Origin of the sequence: Actinomadura vinacea (genome assembly GCF_039532545.1) — a bacterium.
Taxonomy (GTDB): domain Bacteria; phylum Actinomycetota; class Actinomycetes; order Streptosporangiales; family Streptosporangiaceae; genus Spirillospora; species Spirillospora vinacea.
Genome location: NZ_BAAARW010000012.1, coordinates 581,549 through 601,567, shown reverse-complemented (window position 1 = coordinate 601,567; position 20,019 = coordinate 581,549). Strand labels below are relative to the sequence as shown.

The 20,019-nt window shown below is 71.1% G+C and carries 21 protein-coding genes and 1 pseudogene; 14 read left to right on the top strand and 8 right to left on the bottom strand.

The genetic code is table 11. The annotated features are described in order from the left end of the window. Positions 1 to 2 precede the first annotated feature (2 nt). From ABD340_RS18150 to ABD340_RS18140, 3 genes are read left to right on the top strand one after another with little or no spacing between them, the layout of a single operon-like run. The gene (locus tag ABD340_RS18150) at positions 3 to 1,394 is read left to right on the top strand and encodes a hypothetical protein (RefSeq protein ID WP_344590158.1); all 1,392 of its coding nucleotides are present in this window, start codon (positions 3 to 5) and stop codon (positions 1,392 to 1,394) included. Between the two features lie 2 nt (positions 1,395 to 1,396). Beyond that, positions 1,397 to 1,831 carry a hypothetical protein gene (locus ABD340_RS18145; RefSeq protein WP_344590157.1) on the top strand — a complete coding sequence of 145 codons (435 nt, stop codon included), beginning with the start codon at positions 1,397 to 1,399 and terminating at the stop codon, positions 1,829 to 1,831. Further along, a complete protein-coding gene (locus tag ABD340_RS18140) occupies positions 1,828 to 2,295 on the top strand; it encodes a hypothetical protein (RefSeq protein WP_344590156.1) in 468 nt (155 codons plus the stop codon). Before ABD340_RS18145 ends, ABD340_RS18140 begins: the two co-directional genes overlap by 4 nt. Positions 2,296 to 2,576: 281 nt before the next feature. Here ABD340_RS18140 and ABD340_RS18135 read toward each other — a convergent pair whose 3' ends face one another. The 3 genes from ABD340_RS18135 to ABD340_RS18125 form a co-directional block, all read right to left on the bottom strand. Continuing rightward, positions 2,577 to 3,398 carry a hypothetical protein gene (locus tag ABD340_RS18135; protein WP_344590155.1) on the bottom strand — a complete coding sequence of 274 codons (822 nt, stop codon included), beginning with the start codon at positions 3,396 to 3,398 and terminating at the stop codon, positions 2,577 to 2,579. A 143-nt stretch (positions 3,399 to 3,541) separates the two neighbouring features. After that, positions 3,542 to 3,793, bottom strand: coding sequence for a DUF397 domain-containing protein (locus tag ABD340_RS18130; protein ID WP_344590154.1), 252 nt, complete (start codon positions 3,791 to 3,793; stop codon positions 3,542 to 3,544). A 5-nt stretch (positions 3,794 to 3,798) separates the two neighbouring features. Further along, positions 3,799 to 4,656, bottom strand: coding sequence for a helix-turn-helix domain-containing protein (locus ABD340_RS18125; RefSeq protein ID WP_344590153.1), 858 nt, complete (start codon positions 4,654 to 4,656; stop codon positions 3,799 to 3,801). 270 nt (positions 4,657 to 4,926) lie between these two features. Between ABD340_RS18125 and ABD340_RS18120 the strand changes: the two genes are divergently transcribed. Both ABD340_RS18120 and ABD340_RS18115 read left to right on the top strand, forming a co-directional pair. Then, positions 4,927 to 5,688 carry an ATP-binding protein gene (locus tag ABD340_RS18120; RefSeq protein ID WP_344590719.1) on the top strand — a complete coding sequence of 254 codons (762 nt, stop codon included), beginning with the start codon at positions 4,927 to 4,929 and terminating at the stop codon, positions 5,686 to 5,688. Positions 5,689 to 5,698: 10 nt separating this feature from the next. Further along, positions 5,699 to 5,887 carry a helix-turn-helix domain-containing protein gene (locus ABD340_RS18115; RefSeq protein ID WP_344590152.1) on the top strand — a complete coding sequence of 63 codons (189 nt, stop codon included), beginning with the start codon at positions 5,699 to 5,701 and terminating at the stop codon, positions 5,885 to 5,887. A gap of 12 nt (positions 5,888 to 5,899) precedes the next feature. Here ABD340_RS18115 and ABD340_RS18110 read toward each other — a convergent pair whose 3' ends face one another. The 3 genes and pseudogenes from ABD340_RS18110 to ABD340_RS18105 all read right to left on the bottom strand — a co-directional run bounded on the left by ABD340_RS18110 (position 5,900) and on the right by ABD340_RS18105 (position 8,040). Then, entirely contained in the window at positions 5,900 to 6,766 is an 867-nt protein-coding gene (locus tag ABD340_RS18110; protein ID WP_344590151.1) for a M48 family metalloprotease, read from the bottom strand. Between the two features lie 129 nt (positions 6,767 to 6,895). Continuing rightward, positions 6,896 to 6,967: pseudogene (locus ABD340_RS47985) on the bottom strand (DUF2510 domain-containing protein); the annotation flags it as partial. 77 nt (positions 6,968 to 7,044) lie between these two features. Further along, positions 7,045 to 8,040 carry a LacI family DNA-binding transcriptional regulator gene (locus ABD340_RS18105; RefSeq protein ID WP_344590150.1) on the bottom strand — a complete coding sequence of 332 codons (996 nt, stop codon included), beginning with the start codon at positions 8,038 to 8,040 and terminating at the stop codon, positions 7,045 to 7,047. Positions 8,041 to 8,148: 108 nt separating this feature from the next. Here ABD340_RS18105 and ABD340_RS18100 point away from each other — a divergent pair, with 108 nt between their 5' ends. From ABD340_RS18100 to ABD340_RS18060, 9 genes are read left to right on the top strand one after another with little or no spacing between them, the layout of a single operon-like run. Continuing rightward, positions 8,149 to 10,059 carry a primary-amine oxidase gene (locus ABD340_RS18100; protein ID WP_344590149.1) on the top strand — a complete coding sequence of 637 codons (1,911 nt, stop codon included), beginning with the start codon at positions 8,149 to 8,151 and terminating at the stop codon, positions 10,057 to 10,059. A gap of 13 nt (positions 10,060 to 10,072) precedes the next feature. Next, positions 10,073 to 11,677, top strand: a complete 1,605-nt coding sequence (locus ABD340_RS18095; RefSeq protein WP_344590148.1) for an ABC transporter substrate-binding protein — start codon at positions 10,073 to 10,075, stop codon at positions 11,675 to 11,677. Between the two features lie 4 nt (positions 11,678 to 11,681). Continuing rightward, the gene (locus ABD340_RS18090) at positions 11,682 to 12,653 is read left to right on the top strand and encodes an ABC transporter permease (RefSeq protein WP_344590147.1); all 972 of its coding nucleotides are present in this window, start codon (positions 11,682 to 11,684) and stop codon (positions 12,651 to 12,653) included. After that, positions 12,650 to 13,477, top strand: coding sequence for an ABC transporter permease (locus tag ABD340_RS18085; protein WP_344590146.1), 828 nt, complete (start codon positions 12,650 to 12,652; stop codon positions 13,475 to 13,477). The genes ABD340_RS18090 and ABD340_RS18085 overlap by 4 nt, the downstream gene beginning before the upstream one ends. Then, on the top strand, positions 13,474 to 14,487 hold the full coding sequence (locus tag ABD340_RS18080; protein ID WP_344590145.1) for an ABC transporter ATP-binding protein: 1,014 nt from the start codon (positions 13,474 to 13,476) through the stop codon (positions 14,485 to 14,487). The genes ABD340_RS18085 and ABD340_RS18080 overlap by 4 nt, the downstream gene beginning before the upstream one ends. Next, positions 14,484 to 15,233 (top strand): ABC transporter ATP-binding protein, encoded by a 750-nt coding sequence (locus ABD340_RS18075; RefSeq protein WP_344590144.1) that lies wholly within the window; start codon positions 14,484 to 14,486, stop codon positions 15,231 to 15,233. The genes ABD340_RS18080 and ABD340_RS18075 overlap by 4 nt, the downstream gene beginning before the upstream one ends. Beyond that, positions 15,230 to 16,279, top strand: a complete 1,050-nt coding sequence (locus tag ABD340_RS18070; protein WP_344590143.1) for a P1 family peptidase — start codon at positions 15,230 to 15,232, stop codon at positions 16,277 to 16,279. The genes ABD340_RS18075 and ABD340_RS18070 overlap by 4 nt, the downstream gene beginning before the upstream one ends. Before the next feature lie 13 nt (positions 16,280 to 16,292). Beyond that, positions 16,293 to 16,946: an FMN-binding negative transcriptional regulator gene (locus ABD340_RS18065; RefSeq protein WP_344590142.1), complete on the top strand. Its 654-nt coding sequence runs from the start codon at positions 16,293 to 16,295 to the stop codon at positions 16,944 to 16,946. After that, positions 16,943 to 18,022: a C45 family autoproteolytic acyltransferase/hydrolase gene (locus ABD340_RS18060; protein WP_344590141.1), complete on the top strand. Its 1,080-nt coding sequence runs from the start codon at positions 16,943 to 16,945 to the stop codon at positions 18,020 to 18,022. The genes ABD340_RS18065 and ABD340_RS18060 overlap by 4 nt, the downstream gene beginning before the upstream one ends. Before the next feature lie 9 nt (positions 18,023 to 18,031). On the opposite strand, the gene ABD340_RS18055 is transcribed toward ABD340_RS18060, so the two are convergent. Both ABD340_RS18055 and ABD340_RS18050 read right to left on the bottom strand, forming a co-directional pair. Further along, positions 18,032 to 18,592 carry a DUF6542 domain-containing protein gene (locus ABD340_RS18055; RefSeq protein ID WP_425547388.1) on the bottom strand — a complete coding sequence of 187 codons (561 nt, stop codon included), beginning with the start codon at positions 18,590 to 18,592 and terminating at the stop codon, positions 18,032 to 18,034. 56 nt (positions 18,593 to 18,648) lie between these two features. Then, complete coding sequence (locus tag ABD340_RS18050) at positions 18,649 to 19,968, bottom strand: DNA recombination protein RmuC (RefSeq protein WP_344590140.1); 1,320 nt, start codon at positions 19,966 to 19,968, stop codon at positions 18,649 to 18,651. Between the last annotated feature and the right edge of the window lie 51 nt (positions 19,969 to 20,019).

Genomic DNA, 20,019 nt, shown 5'->3' with positions numbered 1-20,019 from the left:
CCATGGCGCTCGAACGCAACGATCACGGCACCGAGACGACCGACCGGCCGCCGCCCAGCGAGCAGTCGCCTCCCCAGGACAACCCCGGTGCTCCTGGCTACCCGTCCCGCCGCGAAAGCCTCGCCGCCGCCCGCACCGAAACCGGCGCGCAGACCGAGAGGACCGACGCAGGCGGGACCACCGAAAAGGAAACCACCGAGCCCAAAAGCGACACCAAATCCGGGCAGAACGACCAGACGGACCAGCCGCGGACCGACTCCCCGCAGACGACGGCCGATGACAGCCCACGCAACGACGAGCAGCCGGAAAAGCCCGGCACCGCCGATACCGGGACACAGTCGTCGACGCCCCGCCTGGACTCGCTCAGGGCAGCGTCAATTCCGAGCGAGCGCACGGACACCAACGGCACCAGCTCCCCACCGGAAACGCGCACCGCCAGGCCCGCCGAAGGCGGCGAAGCCCAGCCTCAGGACCAGACGATGTCCAGCGAGCATGAAGCCAAGGACCGGACCGCGATGCAACCGGACCAGGCCCAGCCACAATCCGAACCAGATGAGCGAAGCCCCCGCGAGACATCTGAGCAGCCCGCCGACGGCAGCGACACCGATCCCGCACAAGAGACGCCCGAGCCCGCCGGGCCGCACCAGGAGAAGCCCGAACCAGCCCGCGGCGGAACACGAACCACCGACGGAAGTTGGGCCGGCCCCCAGGAAGCACCGCCGACGGCCGACGACCAGCCTGAGCCCATGGACGCCCTACCCAGGGTCGAGCAAGACAAGACCAGCGAACGTCCAGACACCCCGCCACCCCCACGACAGGACGAGCCGGGCGACGAGCCGCAACCCACCGAGCCCATCCGAGCCGAAGTGAGCACCAGCGACACCGCGGGCCGGCCCTCCGAACGGACGGATATCCCCGACCCAGGAACAGACGACCCTGGCGCCCCCGTCGAACCTGCCCGGGACCTCGCCGAGCAGTCCCCACAGCAGGACAAACAGGTACTGGGCGGGTTGCGCGAGGAAGTCGACCCGACAGGCGCGGAGGGTGAATCCAACACTACTCTTGATGTGCGCGACGAACGGACCGGTGATCAGATCGCGGAGAGTGAGCCGGATTCCCGCTCCGATAGACTTCGCAGGAAGTTTTTCCAGCAAGGTGATGGTATTGGCATCAGTCAGGGAGGAAGGAAAGCAAGTAATTCTGTTCAAGATATCCTCAACAAACCTTCACCGACAGGGCACCCGGAGACCCGGACGAGTCCGACGATGTCTCAACCTGATCACCATGGAGTCGAAGCAGGGAATGCCCTGTCGGCTGCCGTGGTGGCGGGTGTGGTGATTACCGAGGTGGTTCGATGGTGTCGCAGTAGACGTACTCAGCGAACAGGAGTGTAGTGATGGCGATTTCCGCTGAGCAGGTGGCCACGCTGCGGGCGCAGCTTGCGGGCGACTTCACGGAATATGAACTGCGATGGGAGCGGTTGGAACCCACCGCTCGGGCTACTTATGGAGCACTTCTCTCCGCGGCGTTCTGTGAAGCCGTCGAGCGGAGGTTCAATGAGAGCACGCCGATCGAGGAAATAATCGAGTTCGTGAGTAGCGTGCGAGCCAGGTCGGAAAGAGTAACTGACGACCTTGATCCGCGTGTGGCCGAGCGTATGATTCTGGCGGTCTACACCAACGAGGAGATCGACGACGTCGACAGTCAAACGAGGGGAGTTGTTCAGATGATAGTCCTGGCGGCCCTAGTGTCGGACGCGCATTTGGATGACCTGGGTCTGGATGAACTTCTGGGCGAAGCTCGCAAGCTGGCTGACCAATGGCTGGAGTGAGCGATGGTGACCCCCGGATCGATATTTCGATATCCGATGATCACATTGCGACATTGCGTGCCTTCCTTGTGCTCGATTCAGGCTGGGAGGAGCTCGTATCGCAACTTGCCCAAAGAGGCTCTCTTGGCGGGTTCGCTGAGTTGGGGCGTGCTGCATTCGTTGTAGCAGTGCGGCGGCGGTTCTTCTCTTGGTCCGTGGCAGAGATAGTTCGTTTCGTCTCCGCCGTACGCGTCAGATTGCTCCAGGATGACATCGAGATCGATCCGAGCACAGCGGAGAGTCTCATCCGATCCGCTCTTGGGGACGTGTCGCAGGTCGATCTCGATCCAGATAAGATTGGCAGCGCTCAACTCCTCCTGCTTGGCGAGTTGATCTTTGAACGAGATCTTAACGATGCCGAACTTGATGACTTCTTGAATTTGGCCAGGCGATTTGCTGCAGGCAGAATCGGTGACGATTTATGAAACCGTCTGGCGACAAGTCGGTGCCTGCGCGCGGGTCGGCCGTATGCGTCGGTCGCGGCATGTTCGCCTCCTCGGCCACCCCATAGGCGAACACGCCGCCAGCCGATGGGGTGCCGCGATCAAGGACCGTTCGGCGTTCGTAACCGTGGTCGTCTTGGCACACGGCCGCGCAGCAGCCGTATGGGACGTCTTCACCAGACGGGCTGTCGGCGGAAATGTGGGGCGCCCGGCCCGTTGGGCCGGGCGCGAGGAGGAGGTGCGGTGCTTGCTGGATTCTCGTCTCAGTCGAAGAGTTCGTCGGTGGTGTTGATCGTGGCGGCGCGCTTCAGCCAGAGTTCGAGCCGGTCCAGGTCTGTACACCCCGTGATCTGCTCGCGGGTTTCATCGGAGACGCAGATCTTGCGGGCGCGCAGGAACATCAGGAGCGCCCTCGCCTCACCTTCGGCACGTCCTTCGGACCGGTGCTTGATGGCGAAGTCGGACTGCCACTGGTAGTCGTCGAGCATGATCTCCTCCAGGAGCTTGCGCGCCACGTCCGAGAATAGCGACCGAGCGTAGTCATGGTAAAGCTTGCCGGTTTCGCGATCGAGGGCTTCGAGTGCCTCGCAGTACCCGCGCAGGACGTCCTTGCCGTCCGGGCTGTCGGCATGGGCGGGAGCGGTGAGGACGGCCAGTTCGGGCCGCCGCCGGGCCTCTTGCGCGTCGGTCACCGGGGGTAGAGCCTTGGGGGATACGGTGACCGGATACACCACCGACCTCGAAGGGCTCAGCACGATCGGCTTCCCCAGCCGTTGGGCGGTGGTCTCGTCCGGGCACAGCACCAGCAGCTCCGCATCGCACTTGTGCTGGTGACGGAACGTGGCCAGATATGCCGGCCAGCTGTATTCCTTCTCGTCGTCGGTCCGCCGCTGCGACTCCACCACGACACCGAACACCGCCTTCCCGGCCTTGTTGGCCAGGACGGCGCCATCGCAGTTGAGCTCGGCCGGATGCAGCGTGGAGACGTTCTCCGACGCCAGGGTGACCTGATCGTGTGCGGGCACGTCGATGTCGAAGACATCACGCAATATTTCGACAGCGAGGCGGGGGCGCTGCCTGATCATGTGCAGTGGCACCTCGTGCTGATACGAGGGTGACATGCCCAGCAAACTATCGATAGTCGTGTGATCACGTACTGTTTACGACAGGGAAGCAGGCGCGGGGTGATCGCTCTTGTCGACCTTGCTGCTAGCCGAACACGCCACGATCAACAGGCTGGCGAACGATCTTGTTCGCAGTCGCCTTGACGAATGGCTGTGAAGAAAGCCTTGACCTCGGCTCGGGTGAAGGTGAGCTTGGGGCCCGCGGGGTCCTTGGAGTCGCGAACGGCCACCGAGTCGGCCAAGTTTGCGAGTTCGACGCACTCGCCGCCGGTGCCCTGGCTGTGGATGGACTTCCGCCAGACCGTCTTGGCAAGGTCGGTCGCCCGGGAGGTGCGGAACAGGGGGAGGGGCTGCATTGTCCTCACTCCAGCTGGCTGATCATTTCGGACAGGAACCGGATCGACGCATCTGGGGCCAGCGCGCTGGCCTGCAGGTGCTGGAACCTCACACTATGACGTTCCAGATCTTCCGGCTTGTCCAGATACAGCGCGTTCCCGCCGCCAGTCTCCAAGTACACGATCGAGGGATCCTGGGTGTAGCTGAGGATCACGAATCCGCAGGCGAGCCCTGCGTGCAGCCCGGCATCGAACGGGAGGATCTGCAGGGTGACGTGCTCAAGCGCGTCGGTGTCGACGAGCCGCTGCAGTTGCTCCCGCTGATCGGCGGTTGAGCCGAAGGGGCGGACGAGCGCGGCTTCGTCAATGATGACCCACATCGTCAGTGGATCTTCGTGTTCAAGGATCTTCTGGCGGGTCATGCGCATCTCGAGCCGCCGGTCGATCTCGTCCGCATCGCGGGCCAGATCCCCTCGGGCGAGCGCCCGAATGTAGGCGGGAGTCTGCAGGAGCCCTGGGATCACGAGTGGCTGGTAGGCGTGCAGGGACCTGGCCTCCTGTTCGAAGCCGACGTAGGCCGAGCCCAGCACGTCGCCGTACTCATCCTCCCACCAACCGCGCTTGCGGGACTCGCGGGCCATGGTCATCAGGGCTTCTCTGGTCGCGTCGTCGGTTTCGTACAGCTCGCACAGGTCCTTGATGTCGCGAGGGTTGGGGCGCTTCCACTTGTTGGTCTCCATCGCGGACAACTTGCCCTGTGACCATTCCAGCCGCCGGCCGACCTCGTCCGCGGTGAGGTTGGTTCCTTCCCGTAGCCGCCGGAGCTCGCGGGACAGGCGGCGGCGACGGACGGACGGGCTGTAGCGGGCGGTGCTGTCGATCACGTTCGGCTCCTGATCGTGTGCGGAGGGTGCGGTCACCTGGGTGGACAGCATCGTACGGAAACCGTTCCTCGTACATGGGTAAACGGACATATGGCCGCCAGATGGACTACTTCAAAGTCCGAGCTTGAGAATTTGAGCAACGGCGTTCATCATGGCACGAGTCCAGTTCCGTTACGTTCGGTGATCAATTGAGCTCGAATCGCTACCTTGCGGCGGCGATCATCTTCCGGCGTGCGGACGTCACCCTCTCCAGAGCTCGAGGAGGCGCAGATGATGGGCGGGAAGCCCTCGGATATTCCGTTCGGTGGTGCGTGTTTGTGGCGGTTCGCGGGGGATGCGTGCTGCGCGAAGCGGGCCAGGGATGCGCTCGGCTCGGTGATGGCGCAGTTGGGCTTTGCGCCCGACATGATCGACAGCGGCGTCCTGGCCGTCAGTGAGCTGGCGACCAACAGTCACCAGCACGCGGGCCGGGCGGCATCTGCCTCGGCCGACATGGTCGAGCTGTGGGTCTGGGCCCGCACCCATCCGCGTCTCGAACTGGTCGTGGCCGTTTTCGACGGTCACAGGGACGTGGTTCCCTGCCCCACGCCCGGAGATGTGCTGGACGAGCACGGCAAGGGCCTGGGAATCGTCGGGGCACTGGCCACGGCCTGGGGCTGGCATCCCTCGCGCTCACGCCTGGCCGCGCGTCCCGTCCTCGGCAAGGCGACTTGGTTCGCCCTGCCACTGCCCCCGGTCTGGCCGGTGCCGCGCCGGGTCATCGCACCGTCGGTAGCCGCTGAGCGGCTCCACTCGCTGCTCGGCTCGCGAGGGCTGGCCGTGACCCGCCGCAGCGACGCCACCGGGATATCGGTGATCACGAGTTGCGCGCTGGACATCTGGGTCACGCCCGGCTGGTTCGCCTGGAGGAACGGGTCCGGCTACGACCGGCATCCTCTCCTGGATCTCCAGGAGGCGGCGGAGAGCGTGGTCAGGAAGGTTGAGGCGGACGCGCGATCCCTGGCCACGTCCAGCGAGCCGCGGCGCGGGTGAGGCGGCCTCGATGATCGACGGGCCGCCGGAGGTGTTGAAGACCGGTGAGGTGGCGCGGATGCTCGGGGTCTCGCCTTCCACGGTGCAGTCGTGGGCGTACAGGGGCCTGCTGGACTACACGCGGACCCCCGGTGGGCAACTCCGCTTCTACCGGCACCAGATCGAGGCCATCCTGGACGGCACCGGGTCGGGGGACTAGAAATTCGCCTGGTCACGGCCCGGCGAGGTGGCGGCGGAGGCGTTCGGCGCGGCGGACCAGCGGAAGGGGCAGGTTGTCGCCGCTCGTCACTGTCTCGATCTGGTGCTCGACCGCCGCGAGCAGTTCGGATCCCAGGCCCAGCCGTACCGCGTAGGTGTCGGCTTGGAATTCGGTGTACTCCGACAAGGGGCGCATGACAAGGCGCAAGGCACGGGCCAGGCCGGCGGGCAGTGCGGACACGGCGGTGACTGCCGTGGCGGTGGTTGCGAGCAGGAACACCAGCAGGAAGCCGACCGGGCGATGCCATTTGACGGCTCGCTTCCACATGGGGCCGACCGGCGTCCACAAGGTTCTCAGTGTCCACCACAGCAGCCTGCTGGGCCAGGACAGGTGCGTGCCCGCGAAGTTCTGCACGGCCGAGCGGTGGCCCAGTTCGTGTGCGAGCACTGCTTCCAGTTGTCCGGCGGGCAGTGAACGGGCCGAATGCGCAGTCACGACCACGCGCTGCCCGGTGGAGCAGCAGGCGTTCAGGTCGTCCTGATCGGTCACCAGCAGCCGCCTGGACCGTTGCGTGAGGCGCTGCCAGGGGAGTTCGAGTCGGGCGCGTTCCGCACTGTTCGGCTCTCTGCACGGGCGGGACGCCGACCCGAATCGCGATACGGACAGCAGGAACGCGAGCGCTACCCAGATGGCCAAGGGCAGTGCCGCGCCCCAGACGGGCCAGCGGAGATGCAGGCCGTAGGCGATCGGCGCGACGACCGCGCCCTCGCTGACCAGAACCAGCAGGACAACGATCAGTGTCGTCCCTGCGGTCCTCAGCGGCTTGGACGCCGCCGGCGACGGACGATGTGACGGGCCCGCGATCTGAGGAACGGGCACGTCGGGCGGTGTGAGGGACTGGCGTGGGGGTGCTTGCACGGGGGCGGGCACCGCCGTGTCCCTTGCCGGGGGTTGGGTGCTCAGCGGCGCGGACGTGGATCCGCTCTTTCCTTCCCAACGGCGCGAGTGGTCGGTCCATGCCTGCCCGTCCCAGTACCGTTCCCGGCCCATCCATTGCGGATCCGGATACCAGCCGGGCACTGCGCTCACCGGGCTTTGCCTCCGGGTGCTGGGGAATCTGGTGTCTGCGCAAGGCTTGCGCACCTGGCGTCGCAGCGTCAACGCGGGCTGATCGGGGCGGTGGACGCCCTGGCGATCAGCTCTATGGGGTGGACGCGTTCGGTGCCGGGTGGGCTGGTGCCGTCGAGGAGTTCGAAGAGCAGTGCCGCGCAGGCGGCGCCCGCCCGGCGGGGGCGCAGGTCGATGGCCGTGACCGGCGGTTCGGTCAGGAGCAGGTCCGGGGCGTCGACGCAGGACGCCAGCAGGAGGTCCGTGCCGACGCGGCGGCCGGCGTCGCGCAGCAGGGGCAGGAGCTGGGCGGCGGAGCCGGCCGGCGCGCAGACCAGGGCGTCGAGGCCGGGTTCGTCGCGCAGCAGGTCGCGGCCGGCGGCGTGGACGTCGCCGGCGGGGGCCTCGAACGGGACGGTCCGGACGGCCGGGGCGACGCCGTGCCGGGTGCACCAGTCGCGGTAGCCGCGGTGCACGTTCGCCGCCCAGTCGCTCTCGTCGCCCGCGACGAGCAGCGCGGGCCGCTCCGCGCCGGAGGCGGCCAGGTGGTCGAGGAGGTCGCCGACCACGTCGGCGTGCCGTGACCAGACCACCCCGTCCGGGCGGGCCCGGCCGGGGAAGCGCTCGCAGGTGACGGTCGGCAGGCCCGCGTTCATCAGCTCCTCGACGACGGGGTCGCCGGTGAGGGGGTCGCCGAGCACCAGGCCGTCGACGCGGGGCGGGCGGGCCCGGCCCGAGGTGATGAGCGTGATGTCGTAGTCGTTGTCGGACGCCGTCGCGACGACGCCGAAGACGAACGACATGTAGTAGTCGGAGCGGGTGAGCACCTCGGGCACGTAAAGCCCGATCGTGCCGGTGCTGGCGCGCCGCAGGTGCCGGGCCGACCCGTTCGGGACGTAGCCGAGCGCGTCGGCGGCGCGCTGGACGGCGGCCCGCGTCTCCTCCGACACCCGGCCCGAGCCGCGCAGGGCGTCGGAGGCGGTCGTCTTGGACACCCCCGCCGCCTCGGCGACGGTGATCAGGGTGGCGGGCCGGTTGTTCTGCACGGGATCCCATCGTAGTTCCGGGGCCGGCGGGTCTTGTCGTCGCTCCGGGCGCGGGCTAGGTTGCTCTCCATTGCCGGAACGTTCCGGCAGCGGAAGGAGCCGCCGGAGATGGCAACCCTCGGGGCCGGTGCGCGGCCGCACCCGCTCGACCCGCTGGACGCGGCCGAGATCGACCGGGTACGGGAGATCCTCGCCGCGGCGGGCGTGCTGACGGAATCGACCCGGGTCGCCTACCTCGGGCTGCTGGAGCCGCCCAAGGACGAAGTGCTCACCGGCGGCGCGCCCGGCCGGCGGGCACGGGCCCTGCTGCTCGACCGGCGGGGTGACGCCGAGGACGTCGTCGTCTCGCTGACCTCCGGCGAGGTCGAGTCCATTACTGTGGTCGATCCCGTCAGCAGCGGGCAGGTGCCGCTGCTGGACGAGGAGCACGCCGCCGTCCGGGAGGTGCTGAAGAACGACCCGGGCTGGTCGGAGGCCCTGCTGCGGCGCGGGATCACCGACCCCGGCACGGTCTACACGGCCGCGCTGACCGCCGGCCACTTCGACCTCCCCGCGGAGAAGGGCCGCCGCGTCGCCCGGGTGCTCGCCCACCTGCAGCCCACGCCGGAGAGCCTGCCCTGGGCGCATCCGATCGACGGGCTGGTCGCCTACGTCGACCTGGTCGACCGGGCCGTGCTCGAGATCGTCGACACCGGCGCCCAGCCGATCCCGGAGGAGTCGGGCGACTACCACCGCCCCGAGGTGTCCGGCCCGCACCGGACCTCGCAGCGGCCCATCGAGATCACCCAGCCCGAGGGGCCGAGCTTCACCGTGGACGGCACCCTCGTCCGCTGGGAGAACTGGAGCCTGCGGCTCGGCTACGACATGCGCGAGGGTCTGGTTTTGCACCAGATCGGCTTCGACGACGCCGGCCGCACCCGGCCGATCGTCTACCGGGCCTCGGTGGCGGAGATGGTGGTCCCGTACGGGGATCCGAGCCCGGTGCGGTTCTGGCAGAGCTACTTCGACACCGGCGAGTACCAGCTGGGCAAGCTCGCCAACGCGCTGGAACTGGGCTGCGACTGCCTGGGCGAGATCACCTACTTCGACGTGACCGTCACCGGCGACGACGGCCGTCCCCGGGTGCTGCCCAACACGATCTGCATGCACGAAGAGGACTACGGCGTGCTGTGGAAGCACACCGACCCGGCCAACGGCTCCAAGGAGGTGCGGCGGCAGCGCCGGCTGGTGATCTCGTTCTTCGTCACCGTCGGCAACTACGACTACGGCTTCTACTGGTACCTCTACCTCGACGGGACGATCGAGCTGGAGGTCAAGGCCACCGGCATCGTCTTCACCGGCGTGTACGACGAGCGGGCGCGGCCGTACGCCTCCGAGGTCGCGCCGGGCCTGGCCGCCCCCTACCACCAGCACTTGTTCAGCGCGCGCCTGGACATGGCGGTGGACGGGACGCGCAACGCCGTCGACGAGGTCGAGGCGGCGCCGCTGCCCATGGACCGGGACAACCCCTATGGGAACGCCTTCGGCCGGGCGTCCCGGAGGCTGCGCACCGAGACCGAGGCGTGCCGCGACGCCGACCCGTCCCGCGGGCGCGCCTGGCACGTCGTCAACACCGAGACCACCAACCGGCTGGGACGGCCGGTCGGGTACGCGCTGACGCCCGAGGGCCTGCCCACCCTGCTGGCCGCCGCGGGATCGTCCATCCACGGGCGCGCCGCGTTCGCGACCCGGCACCTGTGGGTGACCCGCTACCACCCCGACGAGCGCTACCCGGCGGGCGACCTGGTCAACCAGCACCCTGGGGGAGCGGGGCTGCCGGCCTACACCCGGGCCGACCGCGACATCGACGGCCAGGACATCGTGCTGTGGCACACCTTCGGGCTGACCCACCACCCGCGTCCCGAGGACTGGCCGGTCATGCCCGTCGACACCTGCGGATTCACCCTCAAGCCGGTCGGGTTCTTCGACCGCAACCCGACGCTGGACGTCCCGCCGAGCACGGCCCGGCACTGCCACTAGGAAGGAACCCCCCATGCGCCCCACCTGGCTCGGTGCCGCGGCGACCGCCGTGCTGATGGCTTCGGCGTGCTCGGCTGGCACGACCGCTACCGGCGACACCCCCGCCGCCCCGGGCTATGCCGCGGTCGCGGACAAGGCGCTGCCCGCGGGCGGCACGCTCAAGCTGCAGACGCATGTCGACATCGGCGCCGCCACCGGGCTCGACCCGCAGATGGCGGACGTGGCCTCCTCCTGGCAGCTGCTGTCGCTGGTCTACGAGACCCTGGTCACCGTCGGGCCCGACTTCGAGGTCAGGCCGGGGCTGGCGGCGAGCTGGCGGACCCCCGACCCGACCACCTACGAGTTCACGCTGCGGGACGGCGTCGCCTTCTCCAACGGCAGGGCCATGACCGCCGACGACGTGGTGGGCAGCCTCGAGCGGCTGCTGGCGTCCAAGTCGGTGTGGCGGGGGCAGCTCGGCCCGGTGAAGTCGGTCGCCAAGACCGGGCCGCTCGATGTCGAGGTCAAGCTGAGCGCGCCCTACGGGCCGTTCCTCACGGCGCTCGCGAACGTCCCCGCGGCGGTCCTGCCGATGAAGGAGATCAAGGACGGTTCGGTGAAGCCGGAGACCGCGATGCTGGGCACCGGCCCGTTCACCGTCGCCGCCCACCGCCAGGACGTCTCCTGGAGCTTCAAGCGCAACGCCCGGTACTGGGCGAAGGGCAAGCCGGCGGTCGACGGCGTCGAGGTCACCATCGCGGCCGAGGAGAACGCGCGGGTCGCCGCGCTGCAGAACGGCGGCGCCGCCATGGCCACGCTCGGCAACGTCGACTCCCGCGCCACACTGGCGGGGGCGGCGAACGTCAAGGTCGTCACCCAGGCCACGACCGACTTCTACTACCTGATGCTCAACACCAAGAAGGCCGGTTCGCCGTTCGCCGACCCGCGGGTGCGGCAGGCGGTCAACATGGCGCTGAACCGGCAGCAGGTGTCGGACGTGGCGCTCGGCGGGCAGGGCAAGCCCACCACCGTCACCCCGGCGGGGCTGCCCGGGGCCTGCGACCCCGCGGCCATGCCCTCGGCCAAGGCGGGCGTCGCCCAGGCGAAGACGCTGCTGGCGCAGGCCGGAGTGCGGAACCCGACCTTCACGCTGAGCATCTACTCGACCCAGCCCGCCCCCGCCGTGGCGCAGGTGATCCAGCAGAACCTCCAGCAGATCGGGGTCACCGTGAAGATCGAGCAGATGGACGAGGCGAGCTGGGGCGGAAAGGTCTACACCCCGAAACCCACCTTCGACGCCGCGCTGTCGTGGTTCGCCGGGTACGCCGACCCGGCCATGGTGATGCGCTGGTGGAATCCCGAGCAGGGCGGCTTCAACGCCGCGTTCATGAAACCCGACCCCGATCTCGACAAGCTCATCGACACCGCGGGCCGGCAGCCCAAGGGCCGCGAACGGGACGAGGTGCTGCGCGCGGTGTGCGCCAAGGCCGACCAGGACGCGCAGATGATCCCGCTGGTCACCCGCCCGGCGACCACCGCCTACCGCACCGACTCGGTCAGCCCGACCTTCTACAGCGTCGAGGGCTACGGCAATCCGCTGCGGTTCCTCGCGGACCTGCGCATGAAGAAGGCCCAGTAGTCCGATGCGGCTGCTGCTGTGGTGGTCCGGCCGGGCGCTGAGCGCGGCCGCCACGCTGCTGGGCGTCTCGGTCCTGATCTTCGCGGCCGTGCGGATGATGCCGGGCGGCTTCGCCGAGACGATCCTGGGGCCGTTCGCCAGTGCCGCGCAGAAGGCCGAGCTGGCCGACCGCTACGGCCTGGACGAGCCCGTCCTCCTGCAGTACGGGCACTGGCTGGGCGCCCTCGCCCAGGGCGACTTCGGCGTCTCGATGATCAGCCGCGAGCCGGTCGCGGACGAGCTGTGGCGGCGGCTCCCGGTGACCGCCGAGCTGACGCTGTTCGCGGTGGGCGCGGCGCTGCTCGCCGGGGTGCCGCTGGGCGTGCTGACCGCCGTCCGCGCGCGCGGCGGCCGGGGCGCGGCGGCGGGCCGGCTGCTCAGCGGGCTCGGGGTGAGCCTGCCGGAGTTCGTGCTGGGCAGCCTGCTGGTGTTCGCGTTCTCCCGGTACGCGCTGGGCCTGCCCGTCGGCGGGTTCGTGCCGTTCACCCAGGATCCGGCGGCGAACCTGCGGTCGATGGTGCTGCCCGCGGCGGTGCTGTCGGTGTTCGCGCTGTCGGCGACGGCGCGCACGACCCGGGACGCGGTCATGGGCGTGCTGGTCGAGCCGTACATCACCGCGGCCGTCGCCCGCGGCCGCACCCCGTGGTCGATCGTCCGGCGGCACGTCCTGCGCAACGCGGCCGCCCCGGTGGTGACGCTCACCGCGACGGTCGCCGCGTACCTGCTGGGCGGGGCGGTGATCGTGGAGCACGTGTTCAACCTTCCGGGGATCGGCTCCTACGTCGTCCAGGCGATCACCCGGCGCGACTACGCGGTCGTGCAGGCGGGCGTCCTGCTGGCGGCCCTGGTGTTCATCGTGGTGAACGTCCTGGTCGACCTGGCCGTCGGGGTGATCGACCCGCGGCTCGGGACCGCGGGTGGGAGGAGCCGGCCGTGAAGGCGTTCAGGAGACTCGATCCGCTGTCCCGGGCCGGGCTGGTCTGCCTGCTGGTCCTGGTCGCGTTCGCGCTCGGGTCGGTGCTGGACCTCGGCGGCGATCCGGAGCGGATCGTCGGCCCCCGGTTGCGGCCGCCGGACGCGCGGTGGTGGCTGGGCACCGACAACCTGGGCCGGGCGATGCTGCCGCGCGTCATGGAGGGCGTCGCGACCACGCTGCTGCTGTCGTCGGCCGCGGTGCTGCTCACGGCGGTGGTCAGCGCGGCGTTCGGCATCCTGGCCGGATACCGGGGCGGGTACGTCAACGAGCTGGTCATGCGGCTGGTCGAGGTGCTGTACGCGTTCCCCGCGATCATCCTGGCCGTCCTGGTGTCGGCGGTGGCCGGCCCGGGACGGACGGCGGCGATGGCCGCCATCGTGCTGGTCACGATCCCGCTGATGACCCGGCTGGTGCGGACCGCCGCGGCCGGCGTGGCGGGGCGCGACTACGTGACCGCGGCGGTGATCAGCGGGGCGGGGCTGCCGCGCGTGCTGGGCCGCCATGTGCTGCCGAACGTCTCCGGAACGATCGCCGTCCAGGGCACCTACGCGCTGTCGGTCGGCATCGCGGTGGAGGGCGGGTTGAGCTTCCTCGGGCTGGGCGTGCAGCCTCCCCGCGCCTCGCTCGGCGTGCTGATCCAGCAGGGCGGCGCGTATCTCGTCGCCGCGCCGTGGCTGCTCGTCGGCCCCGGCGCGGTCCTGGTCACCGCGATCCTGGCGCTGAACGTGCTCGGCGACGGGCTCCGGGACCTCCTCGAACCCCGAGAGACAAGGTCGCTGGTATGAGCGTCGCCGGTACGGGCAAGGAGCCGTCGCCGCAGGAGCCGCTGCTGGACGTGCGGGGGCTGGTGGTGGACTACGCGGCGAACGGCCGCCGCGTCCGCGCGCTCGACGAGGCGTCCCTGTCGGTCCCGGCGGGCGGGACGGTCGGCGTCGTCGGCGAGAGCGGCTCGGGCAAGTCCACCCTCGGCGCGGCGGTGGGCCGGCTGCTGCCGCCGTCCGCGGAGCGCGTCGGCGGGACGGTCCGCGTCGCGGGGGCGCCGGTGTTCGAGCTGGCGCCCGCCACGCTGCGCCGGATGCGCCGCGAGCGGCTGGGCATGGTGTTCCAGGACCCGGTCGCCTCGCTCGACCCCACGAAGCGGATCGGCGCCCAGCTCCGGCTGGTGCTCGGACGCCGTGCGGACAAGCGGGTCCTGGCCTCCCACCTGGAACGCGTCCGGTTGCGCGACCCCCGCGAGGTCGCCCGCGCCTACCCGCACCAGCTGTCGGGCGGCATGGCGCAGCGCGTGGCGATCGCGATGGCCATGGCCGCCGGGCCGGAGCTCCTGGTGGCCGACGAGCCGACCGCCGCGCTGGACGCCCAGGTGCGCGAGGAGGTGCTCGACGTGGTGTTCTCGCTGGCCGCCGACGCGGGCACCGCCATCGTCTGGCTGAGCCACGACCTGGCCGCCGTCGCCCGCCGGTGCGCCCGCGTCGCCGTCATGTACGGCGGCCGGGTGGTGGAGGACGGGCCCGCGGGGCAGGTCCTCACCCGTCCCGCCCACCCCTATACCGCCGCCCTGGCGCGATCGGCGCCGGCGCGTGCCGGCCACGGGGCGCGGCTGGAGCCGGTGCCGGGACGGCCGCCCACGCTCACGGGGCCCTCACCCGGATGCGCGTTCGCTCCGCGGTGCGCGTTCGCCGTCGAACGGTGCGACCGGGAGCGTCCCGAGCCGGTCCGCGTGGACGGCAGGGACGTGCTGTGCCATCGGGTGGGGGAGCTGCCGTTCACCGAACCGGAGGAGGTGACCGCGTGATCCTCGAACTCGACGAGGTGACCGTGACCTTCACCTCCGGCCCACCGTTCGCGCGCCGCGTCCTGCGCGCGATGCGGGACGTCTCGCTCCAGGTGGCCGCGGGTGAGACGCTGGGCCTGGTGGGGGAGTCCGGGTCGGGGAAGACGACCACGAGCCGGGTCGCCCTGGGGCTGCGGCGGCCCGACTCCGGCACGGTGCGGTTCGACGGCCGCCCGTTCCCGCGGCGGCGCCGCCGGCTGGCCGGGCGGATGCAGGCCGTGCTCCAGCATCCGGACTGGTCGCTGAATCCCCGGATGCGGGTCGGGCAGAGCGTCGCCGAACCCCTCCACGTGCTCGGCGGCGCGAGCCGGGCCGGGGCCGCCGAAAAGGTCCGGCGGATGCTGGAGGAGGTCGGCCTGGAGCCCGAGCTGGCCCGCCGGTACCCGCACGAGCTGTCAGGCGGCCAGCGCCAGCGGGTGTCCATCGCCCGCGCCCTGATCACCAGGCCGGGCTTCATCGTCTTCGACGAGGCCGTCAGCGCGCTGGACGTGTCGGTCCAGGCGCAGATCCTCAATCTCATCAAGGACCTGCAGGACGAGTTCGGGTTCGGCGCCCTGTTCATCTCGCACGATCTCGGCGCGGTCCGCTACGTCGCGGACCGGATCGCCGTCATGCGGGCCGGTGAGGTCGTCGAGACGGCCGCGACCGAGACGTTCTACACGGGCCCGTCCCACGCCTACTCGAAGCAGCTGCTGGAGGCACTTTGACCACGACGAACGGGCAGGCGACCGGGGGGCGCCCGGCGACGCCGTCGGAGCCGCGCCCGGCGACGCCGTCGGAGTTCGCCGCGGGCGTCCCGGGCAACGCCGCCCCACCGCCGGTGCCGCGGGACAGCCCCGGCCGCGGCGTGGTCGAGTTCGACCTGCCGGGCGTGCTCGTCGGCACCGCCGAGTACGCCGAGGGCCCCACCGGCTGCACGGTCGTGCACGTCCCCGCGGGCGCCCGGACGGCCGTGGACATCCGCGGCGGCGCCGTCGGCCTCAGCGGCGGCTACGAGTTCAACCACGCCGTCTGCCTGGCGGGCGGGTCGGTGTACGGGCTGGCGGCCGCGGCCGGGGTGAGCGCCGAGCTGCTCGCGCGCCGCGACAACCGCACCAGGTGGGACGAGCTGCAGACGGTGTCCGGTGCGGTGATCTACGATTTCAGCTGCCGGGACAACGCCGTCCACCCCGATGCCGCCCTCGGCGCCGCCGCGCTGCGCGCCGCCCGGGAGGGCGCGTTCCCGGTGGGCCGGTGCGGCGCGGGCCGCAGCGCCACCGCGGGCAAGATCGACTTCTCCCGGGCCGAGTTCACCGGCCAGGGCGCCGCCTTCCGCGCGTTCGGCGAGGCCGGGGTGCTGGTCGCCACGGTGACCAATCCGATCGGGGTGGTGGTGGACCGGGACGGCACGGTCGTCCGCGGCAACTACCACGCCGCGGAGGGCGTGCGCCGGCACCCGTCCGCCGACTACACCGCCATGATCGGCGCGACGGACGCGGACACCGGCGCGGGCCCGGGCGCCGTCACCGGCAACACCACCCTGACGGTGCTGGTGACCAACGTCCGGCTGACCGACCGCGAGCTTGGCCAGCTCGGCCGCCAGGTGCACAGCTCGATGCACCGCGGCATCCAGCCGTTCCACACCGAGATGGACGGCGACGTGCTGTTCGCGATGACGACCGACCAGGTCGACCTGGCCGGCGTCCGGCCGTCCGGGCTTGGGGCGCTGGCGTCCGAGGTCGCCTGGGACGCGATCCTGAACAGCGCGGAGTGAGGAGGCGTCCGCGATGTACGCTTTTCCCCGTTTCGCGACCGGCGACCCCCGGCACGCCGTCGATCTCGTCCGGGACAACCCGTTCGCGCTCATCGTCAGCGTGGCCGGCGGGGTGCCCGTGGCCACGCACGCCCCGGTGATCATCGAGGATCCCGCGAGCGCGGCGACCTCGTTCGCCGGCACCACCCTGCTGGGGCACATGGCGCGGGTCAACCCGCAGTGGCGGACGCTGGAGGCGGCGCCGGAGATCCTGGTGGTCTTCTCCGGCCCGCACGGCTACGTCTCGCCGGCCATGCACGGTGCGGACCCGTCCGTCCCGACCTGGAACTACGCCGCCGTCCACCTGACCGGCCGGGCCGAGCTCATCACCGATCCGGACGGGGTGCTCGACGTCGTCGAACGAACCGTCCGGACGGTGGAGGCGCCCCGGACGCCCGAATGGCGGCCGAGCCCGGAATCACGGCGGACATTCCGGGGCATCCTCCAGGGCGTAGCGGCATTCCGGCTCCACGTGCGCCACGAGCAGAGCCTGTTCAAGCTGAGCCAGGACCAGGACGACGGGCTCCGCGGCCGGGTGTGGGACGCTTTCGCCGCAGGAGCCGACGCCAACCCTGACCTGGCCGACCTCATGAGCCGCGTGGACCCGCGAGGGAGTGACCGACGATGACCTTCCCGGTGGCGCATTCGCCCGAATCCGGACCGGTGGACCGCGGCCGGGCGTTCGGCACGCGGTGGCGCACCGAGGTGCGCGCCACCGCCGCCCGCTACGACGAGCTGTTCGCCGCCTCCGGCGCCGGCCCCGGGCAGGTCCGCGACTGGAGCCTGCGGGCGCTCGACCGCACCGCCGCCTGGGCGCCGGACCAGGCCAGGGAGATCGCCGCGATCGCCGAGGGCGCCGGGCTGCGGCCGTGGCAGGTCGCGGCGCTCAACGCGCGCACCGAGATCCTCGCGGCGCTGCGCGCCGGCGGCGAGGGCGAGTGCTCCACCGCGGTCACCCTGCCCGGCGCCGGGCTGCCGCCCCGCACCGTCCAGACCTGGGACTGGCACGACCGGCTGCGCGAGGCGCCCCTGCTGTGGGAGTACGAGCCGCGCCCCGGTCACCGGGTGCGCACCTTCACCGAGTTCGGCGTGCTGGCCAAGATCGGCGTGAACGGCGCCGGGCTCGGCGTCCACTTCAACATCCTGCGGCACGCGTCCGACCACGCGGACATCGGCGTGCCCGTGCACCTGGTGGCCCGCCGGATCCTCGACGAGGCCGCCGGCGTGGGGGACGCCCTGGAGATCGCGTGGTCCGCCCGGACCTCGGCCTCCACCGTCATCACCGTCGTCGCGTTCGACGGCGAACGCGCCACGGCCAAGTCGATCGAAGTGTGCCCGGCGGGTGTGGCGGCCGTCCCGGTGGACGCGGGCGGTGTGCTCCTGCACTCCAACCACTTCCTGGATCCCGCGCTGGCGGTGGGGGAGCGGCTGGGCACCGAGCGCCCCGGGACCTACACCCGGCTGAAGCACATGGAAGACCGCACCGGCGATCTGGGTGCCGCCGACGCCACCGGACGGGCGCACGCGATGCTGAGCCACGGCCCGGACGGCGCTCCCGTGTGCGCGCACGCCGACCCGGCGGAGGAGTTCAACGTCCGAATGGAGACCCTCGCCACGATCGCGCTCGACGTCGCCGCCGGACGGCTTCTGGCGCACCGGGGCGGCCCCTGCCAGGTCACGGCGTCGACCTGGCAGGTCCTCTGAGGGCCGGGGTCAGTCTGCTTCGTCGGGGGAGAGGCGGCGCCTGCCGCGTCCGCCGGCGGGGGGCTCCTCCCAGCGGACCGGGTTCTCGTTCTCCTCCTGCTCGAACAGGCGGCTCCCGGCGAGCCTGTCGCGCAGCTCGCGGACGTTCGCGGGCAGGCCGCGCGGCACGGTGATCAGCAGCGTCAGCAGGGTGCCGCCGAACAGCCACGGCGCGGTGCTCGCCAGGGCCGTCAGCAGCCCCACGGCGACGCCGCGCACCGGCGACGGCTCGCCCAGCGTCGTCACGATCTCCGCCAGCACCGTCACGGCCAGGAACACCGCGGGCGGGCTGACGGCCAGGGTGAGCAGGTCGGCGGGACGGGTGGCCAGCGCGGCCAGGACGCAGCCCGCCAGGAAGCCCGCCCCCGCCAGCACGCCGAGGTCCAGCCAGCGCGACAGCAGGGCGCCGGCCAGGGCGATGCCGGCCAGGACCACGACCCCGCCGCGTCCCGTCAGGGTGATCGGGCCACCGCCGGCAGCCCTGCCCCGAGAGCCCGGCCGCCCGCGCGTCCGGCCCCGCTGACCTCGCACTCGACCCCCTGAGTCCGGCGAGGCGCCCGAGGGCGCGTCGCCTACCGTCGGTGAACTCATGGCCGCCACCTCTCCCGGCGATCGATCCGGTCAGGGCCGGCCCGTCCGCCGAAACCTACCGCTTCGGCGGACGACTCCGCGTGCCCCGCGCCTTTCGCGCGGTGACCGTCCGGGGGCTCGGTCAGTTCGGCGGCCGACAGCGAGCGCGGGCTCTCCTCGACCGGGTCGGGCCCCTCCAGCGGAGCGTCCACCACGCCGAGCTCGTTCAGCTTGCGGGCGCTGACCAGCACCCGCGTCTCCAGGGACCCGACGGCGCGGTTGTACGACTTGATCGCCCCGGTCAGCGAGCGGCCCAGCTCGTCGACGTGCCCGCCCAGCGTGCCCAGCCGCTCGTACAGCTCCTTGCCGAGGTCGAACACCGCGCGGGCGTTGCGTGACAGCGCGGCCTGCTGCCAGACGTACGACGCCGTCCGCAGCATCGTGACCAGCGTCGTCGGGGTGGCGATGTGCACCCGGCGCCGCATCGCGTACTCCAGCAGGCCCGGGTCGCGGTCGAGCGCGGGCGCCAGGAACGCCTCCCCGGGGATGAACAGCACGACGAACTCCGGCGCGGGGCTGAACGCCTGCCAGTACGCCTTGGCCGCGAGCCGGTCGACGTGGTCGCGCAGATGCCGGGCGTGCGCGTCGAGCCGTACCGGGTCGCCGGTCTCGGCGGCCTCCAGATAGGCGGCCAGGGACACCTTGGAGTCGACCACGATGTTCTTGCCGCCGGCGAGGCGGATGACCATGTCGGGGCGCACCGAGCCGTCCTCGGTCTCGGCGGCGGCCTGCTCGTCGAAGTCGCAGTGGTGGGTCATGCCGGCCAGCTCGACGACCCGGCGCAGCTGCAGCTCCCCCCAGCGGCCGCGCGCCTCGGGACGTTGCAGCGCCCGCACCAGCGCCTGGGTCTCGCCGCGCAGCTGCTCGCCGCTCTGCCGGACGAAGTCGACCTGCTTGGCCAGCATCGCGTGCGACTCGCGGCGGCCGATCTCGACCTCGCGCAGCTGCGCCTCGACCTTGGCGAGGGTGTCCTTGAGCGGGGCGACGAGATGCTCCACGGCCTGCTTGCGGCGCTCCAGCTCGCCCGCGGCCTCCACGCCGGCGGCCTTGAGACGGGCGTCGGCCAGCTCCAGGAACCGCTGGTTGCTGGCGTCCAGGGCCTTGGCGGACAGGTTCTCGAAACGCTCGGCCATCCGCTCCTCGGCGTAGGCCAGCTTCTCCTCGGCGGCACGGGCGCGGGCGATCAGCGTGCCCTGGCGGCCGGTCGCGACGGCGAATCCGGCGATCGCGCCGAGAACGGCCCCGAGGACAAGCCCGGCGAGCAGCGCGAGATCCATTCTCTCATCGTGGCAGCGGATCCCGGCCGTTCCGGTGCGACGCGCCGAGAC